Genomic DNA, 15728 nt, shown 5'->3' on the forward strand with positions numbered 1-15728 from the left:
TCCAAGGGTGTCAAGAAGCGCGTAAGCCCTGCTTAAGGCGGTGATTGCGAGGGGCGGCCCGGCCTGACGCGGCCCTTATCGATCGAGGTCGCGCGGGTGCGCGGGGCCGGAGAACTCGTCCAAGATTTTACTTGCTCGCGGGCCAGTACTCGTCTCTGAGCAGCCGCTTGTAGAGCTTGCCCGTGGGGTGCCGGGGCAGCTGCGCGCGGAAGTCGACGGACTTGGGGCACTTGTAGTGTGCCAGATGTTCGCGGCAGTACGCGATCAGCTCCGCCTCCAGCGCCGGGCCCGCCTCGTCCATGGAGGCCGGCGCGACGACGGCCTTGACCTGCTCGCCCATCTCCTCGTCCGGCACCCCGAACACCGCCACGTCGGCCACCTTCGGATGCACCGACAGCACGTTCTCGGCCTCCTGCGGGTAGATGTTCACGCCGCCCGAGATGATCATGTACGAGCGGCGGTCGGTGAGGTACAGGAAGCCGTCCTCGTCCAGGTAGCCGATGTCGCCGAGCGTGGTCCAGCCGCGGCCGAGCGGGTCCTGCGACGAGCGGGTCTTGCCGGGGTCGCCGTGGTACTCGAAGCGGCCGCCGTTCTCGAAGTAGATCGTGCCGTGCTCGCCGGGCGGCAGGTCGTCGCCGTTCTCGTCGCAGATGTGCACGGTGCCGAGCAGGGAGCGGCCGACCGTGCCCTTGTGCCGCAGCCAGTCTTCGGGGCCGACGTAGAGGAAGCCGTTGCCCTCGGTGCCGGCGTAGTACTCGTGGATGATCGGGCCCCACCAGCCGATCATCTGCTCCTTGACGGGGACGGGGCAGGGGGCGGCGGCGTGGATCGCGTACCGAAGCGAGGAAATATCGTATTTTGCCCGGGTTTCTTCGGGCAGTTTGAGCATCTTGATGAACATCGTCGGCACGAGCTGCGTGTGCGTCACCCCGTACCGCTCCACCAGCTCCAGGTACCGCTCCGGGTCGAAGCGCTCCATCACCACCACCGTCGCCCCGAGCCGCTGGAACGTCATGCTGTAGCGCAGCGGCGCGGCGTGGTAGAGCGGGGCGGGCGAGAGGTAGACGCTGCCGGGCGTGGGCGCGAACAGGCCCTGGATCAGCTTGAACAGCAGGCCGGGCTCGTCGAGCGGGCCGTGCGAGGCGGCCAGCTTGACGCCCTTGGGGCGGCCGGTGGTGCCCGAGGAGTAGAGCATGTCGGCGCCCTGGCACTCGTCCGCGATCGGGGTGACCGGCTGCCCGGCCACCGCCTCCTCGTACGACGCGAAGCCCGGGGCCACGCCGTCCAGCATGAGGCGCAGCTCGACGCCGGGGGTGCCGGCGGTGATCGAGGTGGCGACGGCGGCCAGGTCGGCGCTGGAGATGAAGACCCGGGCGCCGCAGTTGCCGACGATGTAGGCCAGCTCGTCGGTCTGCAGGCGCGAGCTGATCGGGGTGTAGTACAGGCCCGAGCGGTGCGCCGCCCAGGCGATGGCCAGGAACTGCGGGTGGTTGGCCAGCATGAACGCGATGTGGTCGCCCGGCCGCAGGCCCGCCGCGCGGAACAGGTGGGCCAGCCGGTTCGACTCCTCGTCCAGCTCGCGGAAGGTGATGATCCGTCCGGAGCCCGCCATGATCACAGCGGGCTTGCCGGGGGTGACTGCTGCGATGGCTCCCGGATGCATGAACAGAACAGTATTCGGCTGGTCGGCCGCCGCGCCAGAACCCGCTGACGGTCCCGGCGCGGCGCCCGCGGGCGGCTACTCGGCCGGGATGACCGAGCCCTCGTACTTCTGCTTGATGAAGTCCTTGACCTTCTGGTCCTGCAGCAGCTTGCCGAGGGTGACGATGTTCGGGTCCTTCTCGTGGCCGGCCTGCACGACCAGCCCGTTCACGTACGGGTTGCCGGCCGTCTTCTCCAGCACCAGCGCCTGCGAGGCGGGCTTGAGCCCGGCCTCGATGGCGTAGTTGCCGTTGATCACCGCGGCGTCCACGTCCTCCAGGGAACGCGGGAGCTGGGCCGCCTCCAGCGGCTTGAACTGCAGCTTCTTCGGGTTGCCCGTCACGTCGCGCTCGGTGGCGGCGGTGCCGGCGCCGTCCTTGAGGGTGATCAGGCCGTTGTCGGCGAGCAGCTTGAGCGCGCGGCCCAGGTTGGTGGCGTCGTTCGGGACGGCGACGGTGGCGCCACTGGCCAGGGCGGAGACGTTCGTGATCTTCTTGGAGTAGAGGCCGAGCGGCTCCAGGTGCACCGGCGTGACGAAGCTCAGCTTGGTGCCCTTGGTGGCGTTGAAGTCGTCGAGGTACGGCTTGTGCTGGAAGAAGTTGGCCGTGAGCTGGCCCTCGTCGAGCTGCACGTTCGGCTGCACGTAGTCGGTGAACTCCACGACCTCCAGCTTGATGCCGGCGGCGGGGGCCAGGTTGTCCTTGACGAAGTTGAGGATCTCCGCGTGCGGCACGGGGCTGGCGCCGACCTTGACCACGGTGTCGGCGCCCTCGGCGGCCGGCGTCCCGGTCGCGGACTGCGACGTGCCGCATGCGGCGAGCGACAGAGCCAGCGCGACGGCACCCACGAAACGGTGAATTTTCATGATTTTTCCTTACTTATGCGATAGGCGCCGAGCGACCCAGTCGCCCAGGCTCTGCAGGAGTTGCACGATCACGAGCAGCAGCACGACCGTCACGATCATGAGGAGCGTCTCGAAGCGCTGGTAGCCGTACCGGACGGCCAGGTCGCCCAGCCCGCCGCCGCCGAGCGTGCCGGCCATGGCGGAGTAGCCGATCAGCGCGACGACGGTCACGGTCAGGCCCGCCACCAGGCCCGGCAGCGCCTCGGGCAGCAGGACCTTGCGCACGATGGCGGTCCTGCTCGCGCCCATGGCCTGGGCGGCCTGCACGACGTCCGTGCCGACCTCCCTGAGCGCGGTCTCGACCAGCCGGGCGAAGAACGGCACCGCCCCGACGGTGAGCGGCACCACGAACGCGGCCGTCCCGATGGTGGTGCCGACAACGAGCCGGGTGAACGGGATGATCGCGATCATCAGCACGATGAACGGCAGCGACCGCCCGACGTTGACCACGAACCCTAGCCCCGACTTGAACGCCGGCAGCGGCCGCAGCCCGTCGCGGTCGAACACCACGAGCGCGACGCCCAGCGGCAGCCCGAGCAGCACGGTGAAGAGCGTGGACCAGCCCACCATCTGGGCCGTCTCCACGGTGGCCGGCCACAGCAGCGGCAACATCTCGTCCCAGGTCACGGCGCCTCCTCCACCATCACGCCGGCTTCACGCGGGTAGTCCCGGTTCACGGCGCCTCCTCCACGATCAGGCCGGATTCACGCAGGTACGCCAGCGCGGCGGGGGCCTCGGCGCCGTCCAGCGCCACCCGCAGCCGGCCGACGGAGCCGCCCGACAGGTCCTCGATGGAGCCGCCCAGGATGCTCAGGTCCACGTCGAACTTGCGCACCACCTCCGACACCACGGGCTGGCGCGGGTCGCCGGTGAACGTCAGCGTCACCGAGCCGGCCGGCGCGGGCTCGGGCAGCGGGAAGATCTCCCTGGTCAGGCGGGAGCCGGGCGTCCTGATGAGGTCGGCGATGGCGCCGGACTCCTCGATGCGGCCCGCCGCCATGATGGCGACCGAGTCGCAGACGCTCTTGACCACGTTCATCTCGTGGGTGATGAGCAGGATCGTCAGGCCCAGCTCCGTGTTCAGCCGCTTGAGCAGGGCCAGGATCGACTGGGTGGTGGCCGGGTCGAGGGCCGAGGTGGCCTCGTCCGACAGCAGCACCGACGGGTTGCCGGCCAGCGCCCTGGCGATGCCGACGCGCTGCTTCTGGCCGCCGGAGAGCTGGTGCGGGCGGTCCTTGCCGCGCCCGTCGAGGCCGACCAGCTCCAGCAGCTCGCCGACGCGGCGCTCGCGCTCGGCCCTGGGCACGCCCATGATCTCCAGCGGGAAGGCCACGTTCCCGGCGACCGTGCGCGAGGACAGCAGGGCGAAGTGCTGGTGGATCATGCCGATGCGCTGCCTGGCGCGGTTCAGGTCGCGGTCGCCGAGCGCGGTCAGGTCCTGGCCGGCGACGGTGACCGTGCCGGCGGTGGGGCGCTCCAGCAGGTTGACGCAGCGCAGGAGGGTGCTCTTGCCGGCGCCGCTCTGGCCGAGCACGCCGTAGATCTCGCCTTCGCGCACGTGCAGGTCCACGCCGTCCAACGCGACGGTCGTGCCGTACTGCTTGCGCAGGCCTGAAGCCTGGATCACTGGGATTCCCCATGACTGTGGGCGGCCGGGGCCGCGGGAACGTACATCACCGGAGGGAGGAAGGGGCTGCGGCCTTCAGCGGGTGCCCGGGTGGAAGGGCAGGTGACTCAGCCTGCGCAGCACGAAACCGGGTGTGATCATGGTGACCTTCGAGGAGAACGGGCGGACGGACTGTGCTCTAACGGGCCGGCATTCGCCCCATACGCATGCGTCGACACGCGGTCCCGCCCATGGGGGCGCCGCGGCCGGTCACGTATGCCTCGTTCACGCCGTTGCTAACGCCGCAGGAAGATTCCTGTATTCCTGATCTGTTTCGTGATCTGCGTCACTGATGGTCTCGGGCGAGCCTGCGAACATGCGAACGCCCGCCGCACCCGGTTCCGGCGGGCATGCGAACGCCCCGCCGCACCCCGGGAAGGAGGGGTGTGGCGGGGCGGTGCCGCCGGGGTCACGCCGCCACGGTGGTGGCGACCTTCGCCGGGGTCAGCGCGATGTCGAGGACCTCGCGCACGTCGCTGACGGTGTGGATGGTGAGCTCGTCGCGCACCTCCTGGGGCACGTCGTCGAGGTCGGGCTCGTTGCGGGCCGGGATGAGGACGGTGGTGATGCCCGCCCGGTGCGCGGCCAGCAGCTTCTGCTTGACGCCGCCGATCGGCAGCACCCGCCCGGTCAGCGAGATCTCGCCGGTCATGGCGACGTCGCTGCGGACCAGCCGCCCGGACAGGAGCGAGGCCAGCGCCGTGGTCAGCGTCACGCCCGCCGAGGGGCCGTCCTTCGGCACGGCGCCCGCCGGGAAGTGCACGTGCACGGAGCGGTCCTTCAGCGCGGTGACCGGCAGCTCCAGCTCCGCGCCGTGCGAGCGCAGGTAGGACAGCGCGATCCGCGCCGACTCCTTCATCACGTCGCCGAGCTGGCCGGTCAGGGTCAGGCCCGTCTCGCCGGTCTCGGGATCGGCCAGGGACGCCTCGACGTACAGGACGTCGCCGCCCGCTCCGGTGACGGCCAGGCCGGTGGCCACGCCGGGCACCGAGGTGCGCTGCTTGGCCTCGGGCAGGGACGACTCGGGCACGAACCGGGGCCGCCCGATGTAGCCCACCAGGTCGTCCTCGCCCACGGTGACGGGCAGCTCGTCCTTGGCCGCCACCTTGCGCAGGATCCGCGCGACCGAGCGCTCCAGCGAGCGCACGCCGGCCTCGCGGGTGTACTCGCCGGCGAGCTTGCGCAGCGCCGCGTCCTCGACCGTGACCTCCTCGGCGGTCAGCCCGGCCAGCTCCAGCTGCCGGGGCAGCAGGTGGTCGCGGGCGATCGCGACCTTCTCGTCCTCGGTGTAGCCGTCGAGCGTGACGACCTCCATGCGGTCGAGCAGCGGCCCGGGGATGGCCTCCAGGACGTTGGCCGTGGCCAGGAACAGCACGTCGGACAGGTCGAGCTCGACCTCCAGGTAGTGGTCGCGGAACGTGTGGTTTTGAGCCGGGTCGAGCACCTCCAGCAGGGCGGCCGTGGGGTCGCCGCGGTAGTCGGCGCCGACCTTGTCGACCTCGTCGAGCAGGACGACCGGGTTCATCGAGCCGGCCTCGCGGATGGCGCGCACGATGCGGCCGGGCAGCGCGCCGACGTAGGTGCGCCGGTGGCCGCGGATCTCGGCCTCGTCGCGGACGCCGCCGAGGGCGACGCGGACGAACTTGCGGCCCATCGCGCGGGCCACGGACTCGCCGAGCGAGGTCTTGCCGACCCCGGGAGGGCCGGCCAGGGCCAGCACGGCGCCGCTGCGCCGGCCGCCCACCACGCCGAGGCCCTTGTCCTGGCGGCGCTTGCGCACGGCCAGGTGCTCGATGATGCGGTCCTTGACGTCGTCGAGGCCCGTGTGGTCGGCGTCGAGCACGGCCCTGGCGCCGGTGATGTCGTAGTTGTCTTCCGTGCGCTCGTTCCACGGGATGTCGAGGACGGTGTCGAGCCACGTGCGGATCCAGCCGGTCTCAGGGGACTGGTCGGGGGTCCGCTCCAGCTTGTCGACCTCCTTTAGCGCGGCCTCGCGCACCTTCTCCGGCAGGTCGGCCGCCTCGACGCGGGCCCGGTAGTCCTCCTCCTCGCTCTCGGTGGAGTCGCCGTTGAGCTCCTTCAGCTCCTTGCGGACGGCGGCGAGCTGCTGGCGCAGCAGGAACTCGCGCTGCTGCTTCTCCATGCCCTCCTGGACGTCCTTGCGGATCGTCTCGGCGACGTCGAGCTCGGCGAGGTGCTCGCGGGACCACTCGATCAGCTTGGCCAGCCGCTCGGCCGGGTCGGCCTCCTCCAGCAGCTCGACCTTCTGCGCCGTGCTCAGCCACGGCGTGTAGCCGGAGCTGTCGGCCAGCACCGACGGGTCGTCGATGGTGTTGACCTGGTCGACCACCTGCCAGGCGCCGCGCTTCTGCAGGATGGTGGTGGCCAGCGCTTTGTACTCCTTGGCCAGCTCCTGGGCGCGCTCACCGGCGGCGACCGTGTCGATCGTCTCGGCCTCGACCCACAGTGCGGCGCCGGGGCCCGTCGTGCCGGTGCCCACCCGCACCCGGTTCACGCCGCGCACGACGGCGGCGGGCTCGCCTCCCGGCAGCCTTCCGACCTGCTCGACGACGGCCTGGACGCCGATCGCGCCGTAACGGCCGTCAATGCGGGGAACGAGGAGGACCCGTGGCTTGTTGCCACCGGATGCACGGGCCGCGTCGATGGCAGCGCGCACCTCGGAGTCGGACAGGTCCAGCGGAACCACCATGCCCGGCAGGACGACGGCGTCGTCCAGCGGCAGGACCGGGAGGGTCAAGCTCTCACTCATGCGAACTCCAAAGGGTTGAGTTATACCGGCTCAACTCATTGGAGCCCGGGACTGTTCCCTTCCTTGCCGATGTTCGCTCACGGCGATCGTAATGTTGTAAGCGATACCTGAGGGTGAGGGAACATCAGACCCTGGTGTGACGACCGGCCGTGGTCGCGCTTCTAAGCTTGACCAGGTGATCCTCGTCCAGCGCGCCCGCTCGCTCGGCCGCTCCCTCGCCCGCCGCCGCCCTTGGAAGAGCGCGCGGAAAGGGGCGCAGGAGGGGGTTCCAGAGGAAGCGCACAAGGGGGCCGGGGAATCGGCGCAAGAGACTGCACGGGAGACGACGGGGCAGGAGGCTTCGCCGGAGACGGGGCAGGAGGCTTCGCGGGAGGGCGCGCGGGAGGGCGCGCGGAAGCTCTCGCGAGAGAGGGCGCTGCAGAGGGCGCGGGATAGGGTCTGGGACACCGGGCGGACGCTCGGGCGCCCGTTCGCGCTGGCGTTGTTCGAGGGCGACGCCGACCCGCCGGCCGCGCGCCGCCTCACGTTCAAGGTGCCGCGCCGGCTCAGGGCGCTCGTGCCGTTCACGTCCTACAGCGCCGTGCAGGCCGCCGACCTCCTGCTGGCCTTCATCCTGTACGGCATGATGCTGAGCGAGAGCCTCGACTGGAACCACGCCGCCGGCCGCGCCCATGCCGCCAACCCGGCCATCCCCGGGCCCGTCCCGGAGATCTTCCTGTATCTGAGCACGATCGGCGTCTCGCTCCCCGTCGCGCTGCGCGACCGGTGGCCGCTGGCGGCGTGGCGGATCGCCGCCGTGCTGTCTCCCCTGGTCGTCTGGGTGACCGCCACGGTCGGCCGCACCGAGCCGCCCTATCCCGTCATGGGAATCGTCATGTACCTGCTGGTCCTCTACTCGGTGGCCGTGCGGTGCGAGCGGCGGATCACCATGGCCGTCTGGGTGCTGACGGTCCTCGCCCTCTGGATCGTCCATCCCGACTCGATGTTCCTCGCCTCGATCATCGCCTCGGTCGCGGTGCTGTTCGGCTACAACGTGCGCGCGCGGCGCACGGCCACGAGCCGGCTGGCGGAGGAGGAGCGGCGCAGCCGGCAGGCGGAGGGCGCGCAGGCGGTGCTGGAGGAGCGGGCGCGCATCGCCCGCGAGCTGCACGACGTGGTGGCGCACCACATGTCGGTGATCGCGATCCAGGCGGAGGCGGTGCCGCTCAAGGCGGCCGGCGACGCGGCGCAGCTCGAGGCGGGCCTGGCGGAGATCAGGGGGCTGTCGCTGGAGGCGATCGCGCAGCTGCGCCAGGTGCTCGGCGTGCTGCGCGACCCGCAGGGCCGCACCGACACGGCGCCGCAGCCCGGGCTCGACCGCATCGACGAGCTGGTCTCCAACGCGCGGGCCGCCGGGCTGGCCGTGGTGGTGAAGCGGTCCGGCTCTCTCGGCGGGCAGTCGCAGGCGGTGGAGCTGTCGGCGTACCGGATCGTGCAGGAGTCGCTGTCGAACGTGATGCGGCACGCGCCCGGCGCCACCGTCGCGGTGGAGATCACCCGCCGCGGCGACGAGCTGCGGCTGCGCGTCGCCAACGGCCCCGGCACCGGCCCGCGCGAGGCGTCCGGCGGGGCCGGGCAGGGGCTGGTGGGCATGCGGGAGCGGGCGGCGCTGCTCGGTGGCACGCTGGAGGCCGGGCCCACCGGCGGCGGGGGTTTCGAGGTGCGCGCGACGTTACCGATCACAGAGAGGGAGAGCGCTTGATCCGGGTGCTGATCGCCGACGACCAGGGCATGGTGCGCACGGGGTTCACGGTGTTCCTGAGCGGCCAGCCGGACATCGAGGTCGTGGGCGAGGCCGCCGACGGGCGGGAGGCGGTCGAGCGGGCCGCCGAGCTGAGCCCCGACGTGGTGCTCATGGACGTCCGCATGCCGGTCATGAACGGCCTGGAGGCCACCCGGGAGCTGATGGCCCGGCAGGGCACGGCGAAGGTGCTCATCCTGACCACGTTCGACCTCGACGACTACGTCTACGAGGCGTTGCGCGCGGGCGCCAGCGGGTTCCTGCTCAAGGACGCCTCGGCCGCGCAGCTCGCCGAGGCCGTCCGGGTGGTGGCGGCCGGGGAGGCGCTGATCGCGCCCGCGATCACCAAGCGGCTGATCACCGAGTTCGCCCGGATGGGGGCGCCGCGGCCGGTCACGGGGCGGCGGCTCGACGAGCTGACCGAGCGGGAGACCGAGGTGCTGAGCCTGGTGGCGCAGGCGCTGTCCAACCAGGAGATCGCGGAGAAGCTGTACGTGGCCGAGCAGACGGTCAAGACGCACGTGGGGCGGGTGCTGATGAAGCTGGGGCTGCGCGACCGGGCGCAGGCGATCGTGTTCGCGTACGAGACGGGGCTGGTGCGGCCGGGCGAGTGAGCGGGCGTGTCGGGGTGGCCGGGCCGCCGGACTTGGCGACTCAGCCGGACCTTGGCGGTCCGAGCGACGGTCGGAGCGGCGGCCGGAGCCTTGGCCGCTCAGCCGAAGCGGACGCCGGAGCCTTGGCGGCTCAGCCGGAGCGGACGCCGGGCAGCAGCTCGATGCGTACCGACTCGCTCTCCGACAGCAGGACGACCCGGCCGAGGCCGCGCCGCCACTGTTCGTACGTCATCGCCGGCACGAGGTAGTGCCTGCTCTCGCGGCTGAGCAGCAGGCGCAGCCCGTCGTAGCGGTAGCGGTACATGCCCTTGGGCAGGTCGGTCCTGGTGACGCCCACGGCGTTGAGTGCGAGCTGGTCCTTGGCGAAGATCGAGACCTGCGTGCGGCGGGGCAGGCTCTCGGCGAAGGCGCGCGCCGCCTCGGCGCCGCGCAGCTGGGCGAACAGGGCGGCGCTCCAGAGCAGGCACAGGATGGCGACTCCGGCCGCCATGATGAACGCGACCCGGCCGAGCGGCCGCTCGCGGAAGAGGGCGACCAGCAGGGGCAGGCCGCCCGCGATGAGCAGCAGGATCAGGATCGTGTTGACCGAGCCGCCCGCCAGCGCCACCGCCGCCAGGAGCAGCCCGAGCGCGGTCGCACCCGACCCCGCACCGCCGAGCAGCCTGCGCCGCAGGGCGACGTCGCAGCGCAGGCCGGCCGCGAGCACGACGAGGGGCAGCACGACCAGCCAGGGCAGCACCTCGGGGCGGAAGAGGTTCAGGCCGCGCAGGGCGTACTCGTCGAGCCGGTAGCCGATGGCGGAGGCGTCGAGCTGGAACAGCTCCAGGTAGCTGTCGGTGTAGACCCAGCCCACGTAGATGATCACCGTCGCGGACGAGGTCAGCAGGAAGGTGCTCAGGGCGATCGGGTCGATCGTGGCGGCGGTCCGCGCCGGGGCCGACGGGCCGGACGGGTTCTCGCTCACGTGTCTCCGGGCTCGGGCGTCGGCTGCTCTTCGGGTTCGGGGGTCGGCAACTGCTTCTGCCCGGGTTCGGGGGTCGGAGGTTCCGGCGTCTCGGTCGGGGCCAGCGGCCCGGTCAGCCCGGTTTCCGGGTCCTCGGACGCCGTCGGTGGCCCGGTGAAGCGGCCGCCCGGGCTGTGCCCGGTGTCGAGGCTGGGACAGGCCGCCGCGACGACGTCCCCGCCCCCGGCCGGGCACGCCGCCGAGGATTTCTTCGGCCGCTTCTTCTTCACCGTCGCCGAGCCGGACGCGCGCGGCCCCTCGGCCCCCTGCCCGATGGAGCTGCTCACCGGGTCTCCGGCGGGGCCGGACGGCGCGCTTCCGCACGCGCCCAGCGCCAGGACCGCCGCGAGACCTAAGGCCGCCGCCGCTCCGGCCGTCCGGTGGTCGATGTTCATGGTGGGCTCCCCCCGCGATGACACAGGAGTCATCACGTTCGGCTGCCGCTTCGTTACAGAGGATGATCATGCGCGCCGTTTGTCGTACAGTCGGCGGATGGACCCGGTTGAGCTCTTCCATCAGGTGGCGGCCACCGTGCCCGCCTACGGCAGGTTCCTCGCGGAGCATCGGGTGGATCCGGCGCAGGTCGTGACGTTCGAGGACTTCACGCGGCTGCCCATGACGACCAAGGACACCTACACCCGCCGGCACCCCCTCCCCGACCTGTGCAGGAACGGCGTGATCGGAGACATGATCGCCGTCTCCTCCGGGTCCACGGGCGTGCCGTCGTTCTGGCCGCGTTCGGCGGCGGACGAGCGGGTGATCGCCGACCGGTTCGAGGAGGTGCTCGGCGGCTCGTTCGGCGCCCGGGAGCGCCGCACGCTGGCCGTGGTCTGCTTCGCGCTCGGCACGTGGGTGGGCGGCCTGTTCACCGTCGCCTGCTGCCGTCACCTGGCCGAGCGCGGCCTGCCGATCACCGTGGTCGCCCCCGGCACGGACCGCCGGGAGATCGCGCGGGTGCTGCCGGAGCTGGCGCCGTACTTCGAGCAGGTCGTGCTGCTGGGCTATCCGCCGTTCCTGAAGAACGTCGTCGACACCGAGGACCTGCCCTGGGCGAGCTGGGACGTCAAGCTGGTGACGGCGGGCGAGGTGTTCAGCGAGGAGTGGCGGACGCTGGTCGCCGAGCGGGCCGGCATCGCCGACCCGGTGCGCGGCATCGCCTCCCTGTACGGCACCGCCGACGCGGGCGTGCTCGGCAACGAGACGCCGCTGTCGGTGGAGCTGCGCCGGTTCCTGTCGGCCCGCCCGGGCACGGCCAGGGAGCTGTTCGGCGAGTCGCGGCTGCCGACGCTCGTGCAGTACGACCCGGAGGTGCGCTTCTTCGAGGAGCACGAGGGCACCCTGCTGTTCTCGGGCGACAACGGGGTGCCGCTCGTCCGCTACCACATCGCCGACGAGGGCGGCGTCATCCCGTACGAGGAGCTGCTGGGCTTCGTGCGGCGGCATGGCTTCGAGCCGCGCGAGGACGGGCCGCGGCGGCCCTTCGTGTACGTGTTCGGCCGCTCGCACTTCACCGTGTCCTACTACGGCGCGAACATCTACCCGGAGAACATCGCGATCGGCCTGGAGCAGCCCGGGGTGAGCGAGCGGGTGACGGGCAAGTTCGTGCTGGAGGCGGCCGAGGACGAGCGGCGCGACCGGCACCTGACGGTGACGGTGGAGCTGATGCCCGGGGAGAGGCCGTCCGAGGAGACCGCCCAGGCGGTCGGCGCGTCGATCCTGGCTCAGTTGCTCCGGCTGAACAGCGAGTTCGCGGCGTACGTGCCGGTGCCGCGGCAGGCGCCGTTCGTCCGGCTGCGCGAGGCGGGCGACCCGGAGTACTTCCCGCCGGGCGCCAAGCACCGTTACACCCGGTAGGGGCGGGGCCGCGGGCCCAGAGTTTTCCCTAGTGCGACCCCTGGGGCGGGTGCGGGCCCCGGGGCCTACCGTCGGGGTGGGCCGACCCGACGGAAGGGAGCAGGTGACGCCTCATGCTGGATGATCTCGGCCGGATGTTCTCCTGGCTGATGGCGGCTCTGGTGCGGCCGGTGTCCGGGTTGTACGGCGAGTTCGACCTGCGGCCCGGCGACCGGGATCCGGGGCCGGGGCTGCCCGCCCGGTACGGCGGCGCGGACCGGCCCGGCGTGACCGGCACCACGCACGTCCGTGACCTGCACCGGGACCTGCGGGAGCTGGGGTTTCTGCTCGCGCCGGAGGACACGGCGGAGTTCACGACGGCCACGTGGCTCGCGGTGATGGAGTTCCAGCGGTACGCGTCGCTGTCCGACGCGGCCACCGAGCGGGAGCCGCGCGCGGCGACCCTCCTGGACGAGGTGCCGCCCGATGCTTCCCTCCTCCACGTGAGCGCGGCTTCCGCCTTCCCGCCGCAGGGGCCGTTCCGGGTGCTCGCGGGCGAGGAGATCATGGAGGTCACCGCCGTCACCACCGCCCGGACGACCGGGACGGACGCCGCGCTCAAAGTGACGCGCGGCATGGAGGGCACGGCGGCGGCCGCCCACGCGCGGGGCGCCGAGGTGGAGCTGATCCGCTGGTCGGACCGGCTCGTGCCGGCGCACGCCCCCTTCTACGAGCGGTACGCCGACCCGGTCACCGGCGTCGTCAACGCCTGGACCAGGTTCGTGCTGCGCCGCTGGAAGGAGGGGCGGCGGCGGTGCCCGATCGTGGTGGAGGCGTGGGAGCTGCGGGAGGGCCGGCCGGACCGCCTCCACACGATCCCCGCCGCCGAGGGCCGCCCCGCCCGCCGGGCCGGGAACGTCTGGGGCGCGCGCGAGGTGACCGCCACCGGGCCGCGCCTGTACGTCCGCGACCTGACGAGCACGTGGCGGCGCCCGTCCCGCCCGCCGATCGTGCCAGAACGTCCCGAGTTGGACGTGACCGGCGACTACCGCGTACTCGGCGACTACGCGGGCCCGCGGGCGTGGCCGGAGTTCGGGCACACGTGGCGGCCGGAGGGCGAGATGCTGCCCGAGCACCTGCTGCCCGCCACGGAGCCGGGCGGGTCCGGCCCCACGCTGGGGCAGCTCATCGAGGCGGGCGACGCGGCGGCGCTCGGCACGTACAAGGTGGTGCGCGCGGTCAGCGAGGTCGAGGCCATCGGCTACTTCGACTGCATGAACGCCTACGACCGGGCGTTCGTCTCGCTCGGCCCGTGCCACTGGACGGCCGGCCTGGCCACCGGCCCCTCCCCCGCGAGCGCCGTGGACGAGGGCGAGCTGTGGGGTTTCATGGCGTATCTGAAGGCGACGGACCGGTACGCGTTCGCCCAGGCCGTGGGGCGGTTCGGGGTGGACGTCGGCACGGAGTGGGGCCAGGACGGCGCGGCGCTGTTCGAGCCGGGCCAGCGCAAGTACACCGGCCGCCCCGCGCTGCCCCGCGAGGGCGGCGGCCGGTACGAGCTGGGCAAGGTCGAGGAGTACGACCTGTTCCGCGGCTGGCACTGGTTCTACCGCCTGCAGATGGCCGGCCGTACCGTGGACGGCTTCCGCCGCGCGATGTGGGACATGGCGCGGCTGCGCCTGCGTGACGTCGGCGAGACGCCCTGGGACGGCCCGGCGGAGCCGCCCACCTGGACGGTCCCCGGCCCGGACGGCCCGCGCCCGGCCAGGATCAAGGACGTGATCACCTCCGAGCGGGGCATGGCGATCGTCTACCGCTGGCACATCAGAGCCCCGGCGAACATGGTGTCCGCCGGCCCCGCCTCGGAGCCGCCCGAGACGAGGAGGATCGGCCGCGCGGGCCCCGTCCTGCGGGCCGCGTGCGAGGCCGCCATCAGGGAGGAGCCGGGCCTGTTCACCGGCTCGCCCGACACGTGGGGCGACGCCGCCGAGCAGGCGCTGGTCGCGCGGCTGCGCGCCCAGGGCGGGGCCTCCGTCGAGTACGTGCACGAGTGGCCGCGCCAGGTGTCCGCGAGCCGCGGGTTCGCGCTGCCGTACGAGCTGCTGCCCGACCACGGCGACGGCCGCCGGCTCGACCCGGCGCGAGGCTCCTTCCACCTGGACACGCGCGGCCTCCCGCCACCGCCATAGGAGCTCAGGGCTCGCGGCGGACGGCCACCAGCGCGACGTCGTCCTCGCGCACCCCGAACGCGCTCAGGATGCGGTCGGCGAAGTCCTCCAGGTCGTCCTCGACGACCTCGGCGAGCTTCCTGGCCTTCTCCAGGCTCTCGTCCAGCGAGATCCTGCGGTCTTCGACGAGCCCGTCGGTGAACAGCAGCAGCGTGCCGCCGGGCGGCAGCTTCAGCCGGTCCACCGTGTACGTCTCCGGCAGCGCCCCCAGCAGCAGGTTGCCCAGGTTGTGGTAGGTGCCGCCGGGCCCGGCGAACAGGGGCGGGATGTGGCCGGCGTTGCCGATCTCGACCTCCCCCGTCGCCGGGTCGATGAGCATCAGGCAGAGCGTGGCCGTCATGCGCGGGTGGTAGCGCCGCATCATCTGGTTGAGCAGGTCGAGCGAGGCGCTGAGGTCGGCCTGCCCGATGAACGAGGCGCGCATCGCGTGCCGCAGCTCCGCCATCACGGTCGCGGCGTGCAGCGAATGGCCCTCCACGTCGCCGATCGCCACCAGCACCCGCTCGCCGATCGGCAGCACCTCGTAGAAGTCGCCGCCCACCTCGATGTTGTCGGCGGCCGGCTCGTAACGCATCGCGACGCGCAGGCCGGGCACCTGGGGGATGCGGGTGGGCAGCAGGCTGCGCTGCAGGGTCAGCGCGATCGCGTGCTCCTCGGTGTAGGCGCGCAGCGCGCCGACGGCCAGGGCGAGCTGCTGGCCGAGCTGGCGCAGCAGGTTCACCTCGTCGGCGTCGAGCGGCGGGTCGCTCTCCACACCGAGGTAGACGGGCGCGCCGGAGTTCTTCGTCCGGCACAGCACGCCCGTGGTGTCGCCGTCGAAGCGAATGTCCGGCAGGAGGTCGCGCCACTGCCGCGCGTCCAGGGTGAACACGTGGGCGCGCTGCGTCTCCCGCTGCACCATCCCGCTGAGGCGGTGCAGCAGGTCGGGCCCGGCCGGGTGGGGCGTGGCCCGCTCGCCGGGCCGGGCCCGGTAGCGGCGGGTGCGGCCGTCGGGCAGCAGCACCAGCGTGCCGCAGAAGCGGCCCAGCACGCCGGCCGCGCCCTCCACGGCGACCGACAGCAGCGCGTCGAACGTGTCGGCCTCGTTCATGCGCAGCGTCACGTCCGCCAGCCCCGCCAGGCGCTCGGCCATCCGCTCGGCCCGCCACCGCGCCCGGTAGTACCGCAGCATGGCCTCCACCGTGGCGGAGAACTCGGCCGGCTCGATCGGCTCGGCGAGGTAGGCGTCG

General features: G+C 72.3%; 12 protein-coding genes. 4 read left to right on the forward strand and 8 right to left on the reverse strand.

All coding sequences use genetic code 11. The annotated features are described in order from the left end of the window. Positions 1-127: 127 nt before the first annotated feature. The 5 genes from KIS93_RS09820 to lon all read right to left on the reverse strand — a co-directional run bounded on the left by KIS93_RS09820 (position 128) and on the right by lon (position 7041). Positions 128-1663 (reverse strand): AMP-binding protein, encoded by a 1536-nt coding sequence (locus tag KIS93_RS09820; RefSeq protein WP_080040751.1) that lies wholly within the window; start codon positions 1661-1663, stop codon positions 128-130. Positions 1664-1738: 75 nt separating this feature from the next. Further along, the gene (locus KIS93_RS09825) at positions 1739-2566 is read right to left on the reverse strand and encodes a MetQ/NlpA family ABC transporter substrate-binding protein (RefSeq protein ID WP_080040752.1); all 828 of its coding nucleotides are present in this window, start codon (positions 2564-2566) and stop codon (positions 1739-1741) included. A gap of 9 nt (positions 2567-2575) precedes the next feature. Then, a complete protein-coding gene (locus tag KIS93_RS09830) occupies positions 2576-3232 on the reverse strand; it encodes a methionine ABC transporter permease (RefSeq protein WP_186404057.1) in 657 nt (218 codons plus the stop codon). A gap of 46 nt (positions 3233-3278) precedes the next feature. Next, positions 3279-4232, reverse strand: coding sequence for a methionine ABC transporter ATP-binding protein (locus KIS93_RS09835; RefSeq protein WP_080040754.1), 954 nt, complete (start codon positions 4230-4232; stop codon positions 3279-3281). 448 nt (positions 4233-4680) lie between these two features. Then, complete coding sequence (gene lon / locus KIS93_RS09840) at positions 4681-7041, reverse strand: endopeptidase La (protein WP_080040756.1); 2361 nt, start codon at positions 7039-7041, stop codon at positions 4681-4683. 175 nt (positions 7042-7216) lie between these two features. On the opposite strand from lon, the gene KIS93_RS09845 reads away from it, so the two are divergent. Then, complete coding sequence (locus tag KIS93_RS09845; protein WP_155128084.1) at positions 7217-8782, forward strand: sensor histidine kinase; 1566 nt, start codon at positions 7217-7219, stop codon at positions 8780-8782. After that, positions 8779-9435 carry a response regulator gene (locus tag KIS93_RS09850; protein WP_080040782.1) on the forward strand — a complete coding sequence of 219 codons (657 nt, stop codon included), beginning with the start codon at positions 8779-8781 and terminating at the stop codon, positions 9433-9435. Before KIS93_RS09845 ends, KIS93_RS09850 begins: the two co-directional genes overlap by 4 nt. Before the next feature lie 130 nt (positions 9436-9565). Here KIS93_RS09850 and KIS93_RS09855 read toward each other — a convergent pair whose 3' ends face one another. Both KIS93_RS09855 and KIS93_RS09860 read right to left on the reverse strand, forming a co-directional pair. After that, a complete protein-coding gene (locus KIS93_RS09855; RefSeq protein ID WP_080040783.1) occupies positions 9566-10399 on the reverse strand; it encodes a hypothetical protein in 834 nt (277 codons plus the stop codon). Next, positions 10396-10833, reverse strand: coding sequence for a hypothetical protein (locus KIS93_RS09860; protein ID WP_080040784.1), 438 nt, complete (start codon positions 10831-10833; stop codon positions 10396-10398). The genes KIS93_RS09855 and KIS93_RS09860 overlap by 4 nt, the downstream gene beginning before the upstream one ends. A 97-nt stretch (positions 10834-10930) precedes the next feature. On the opposite strand from KIS93_RS09860, the gene KIS93_RS09865 reads away from it, so the two are divergent. Together KIS93_RS09865 and KIS93_RS09870 are read left to right on the forward strand one after the other, a co-directional pair. After that, positions 10931-12292 carry a phenylacetate--CoA ligase family protein gene (locus KIS93_RS09865; RefSeq protein ID WP_080040785.1) on the forward strand — a complete coding sequence of 454 codons (1362 nt, stop codon included), beginning with the start codon at positions 10931-10933 and terminating at the stop codon, positions 12290-12292. Positions 12293-12405: 113 nt separating this feature from the next. After that, complete coding sequence (locus KIS93_RS09870) at positions 12406-14460, forward strand: hypothetical protein (RefSeq protein ID WP_155128087.1); 2055 nt, start codon at positions 12406-12408, stop codon at positions 14458-14460. A gap of 4 nt (positions 14461-14464) precedes the next feature. Here the strand turns inward: KIS93_RS09870 and KIS93_RS09875 are convergent. After that, positions 14465-15728: PP2C family protein-serine/threonine phosphatase (locus tag KIS93_RS09875; protein ID WP_186404058.1), on the reverse strand; the 1264-nt coding region annotated here is incomplete at its 5' end.

Source organism: [Actinomadura] parvosata subsp. kistnae (genome assembly GCF_900323885.1).
Lineage (GTDB): Bacteria > Actinomycetota > Actinomycetes > Streptosporangiales > Streptosporangiaceae > Nonomuraea > Nonomuraea composti.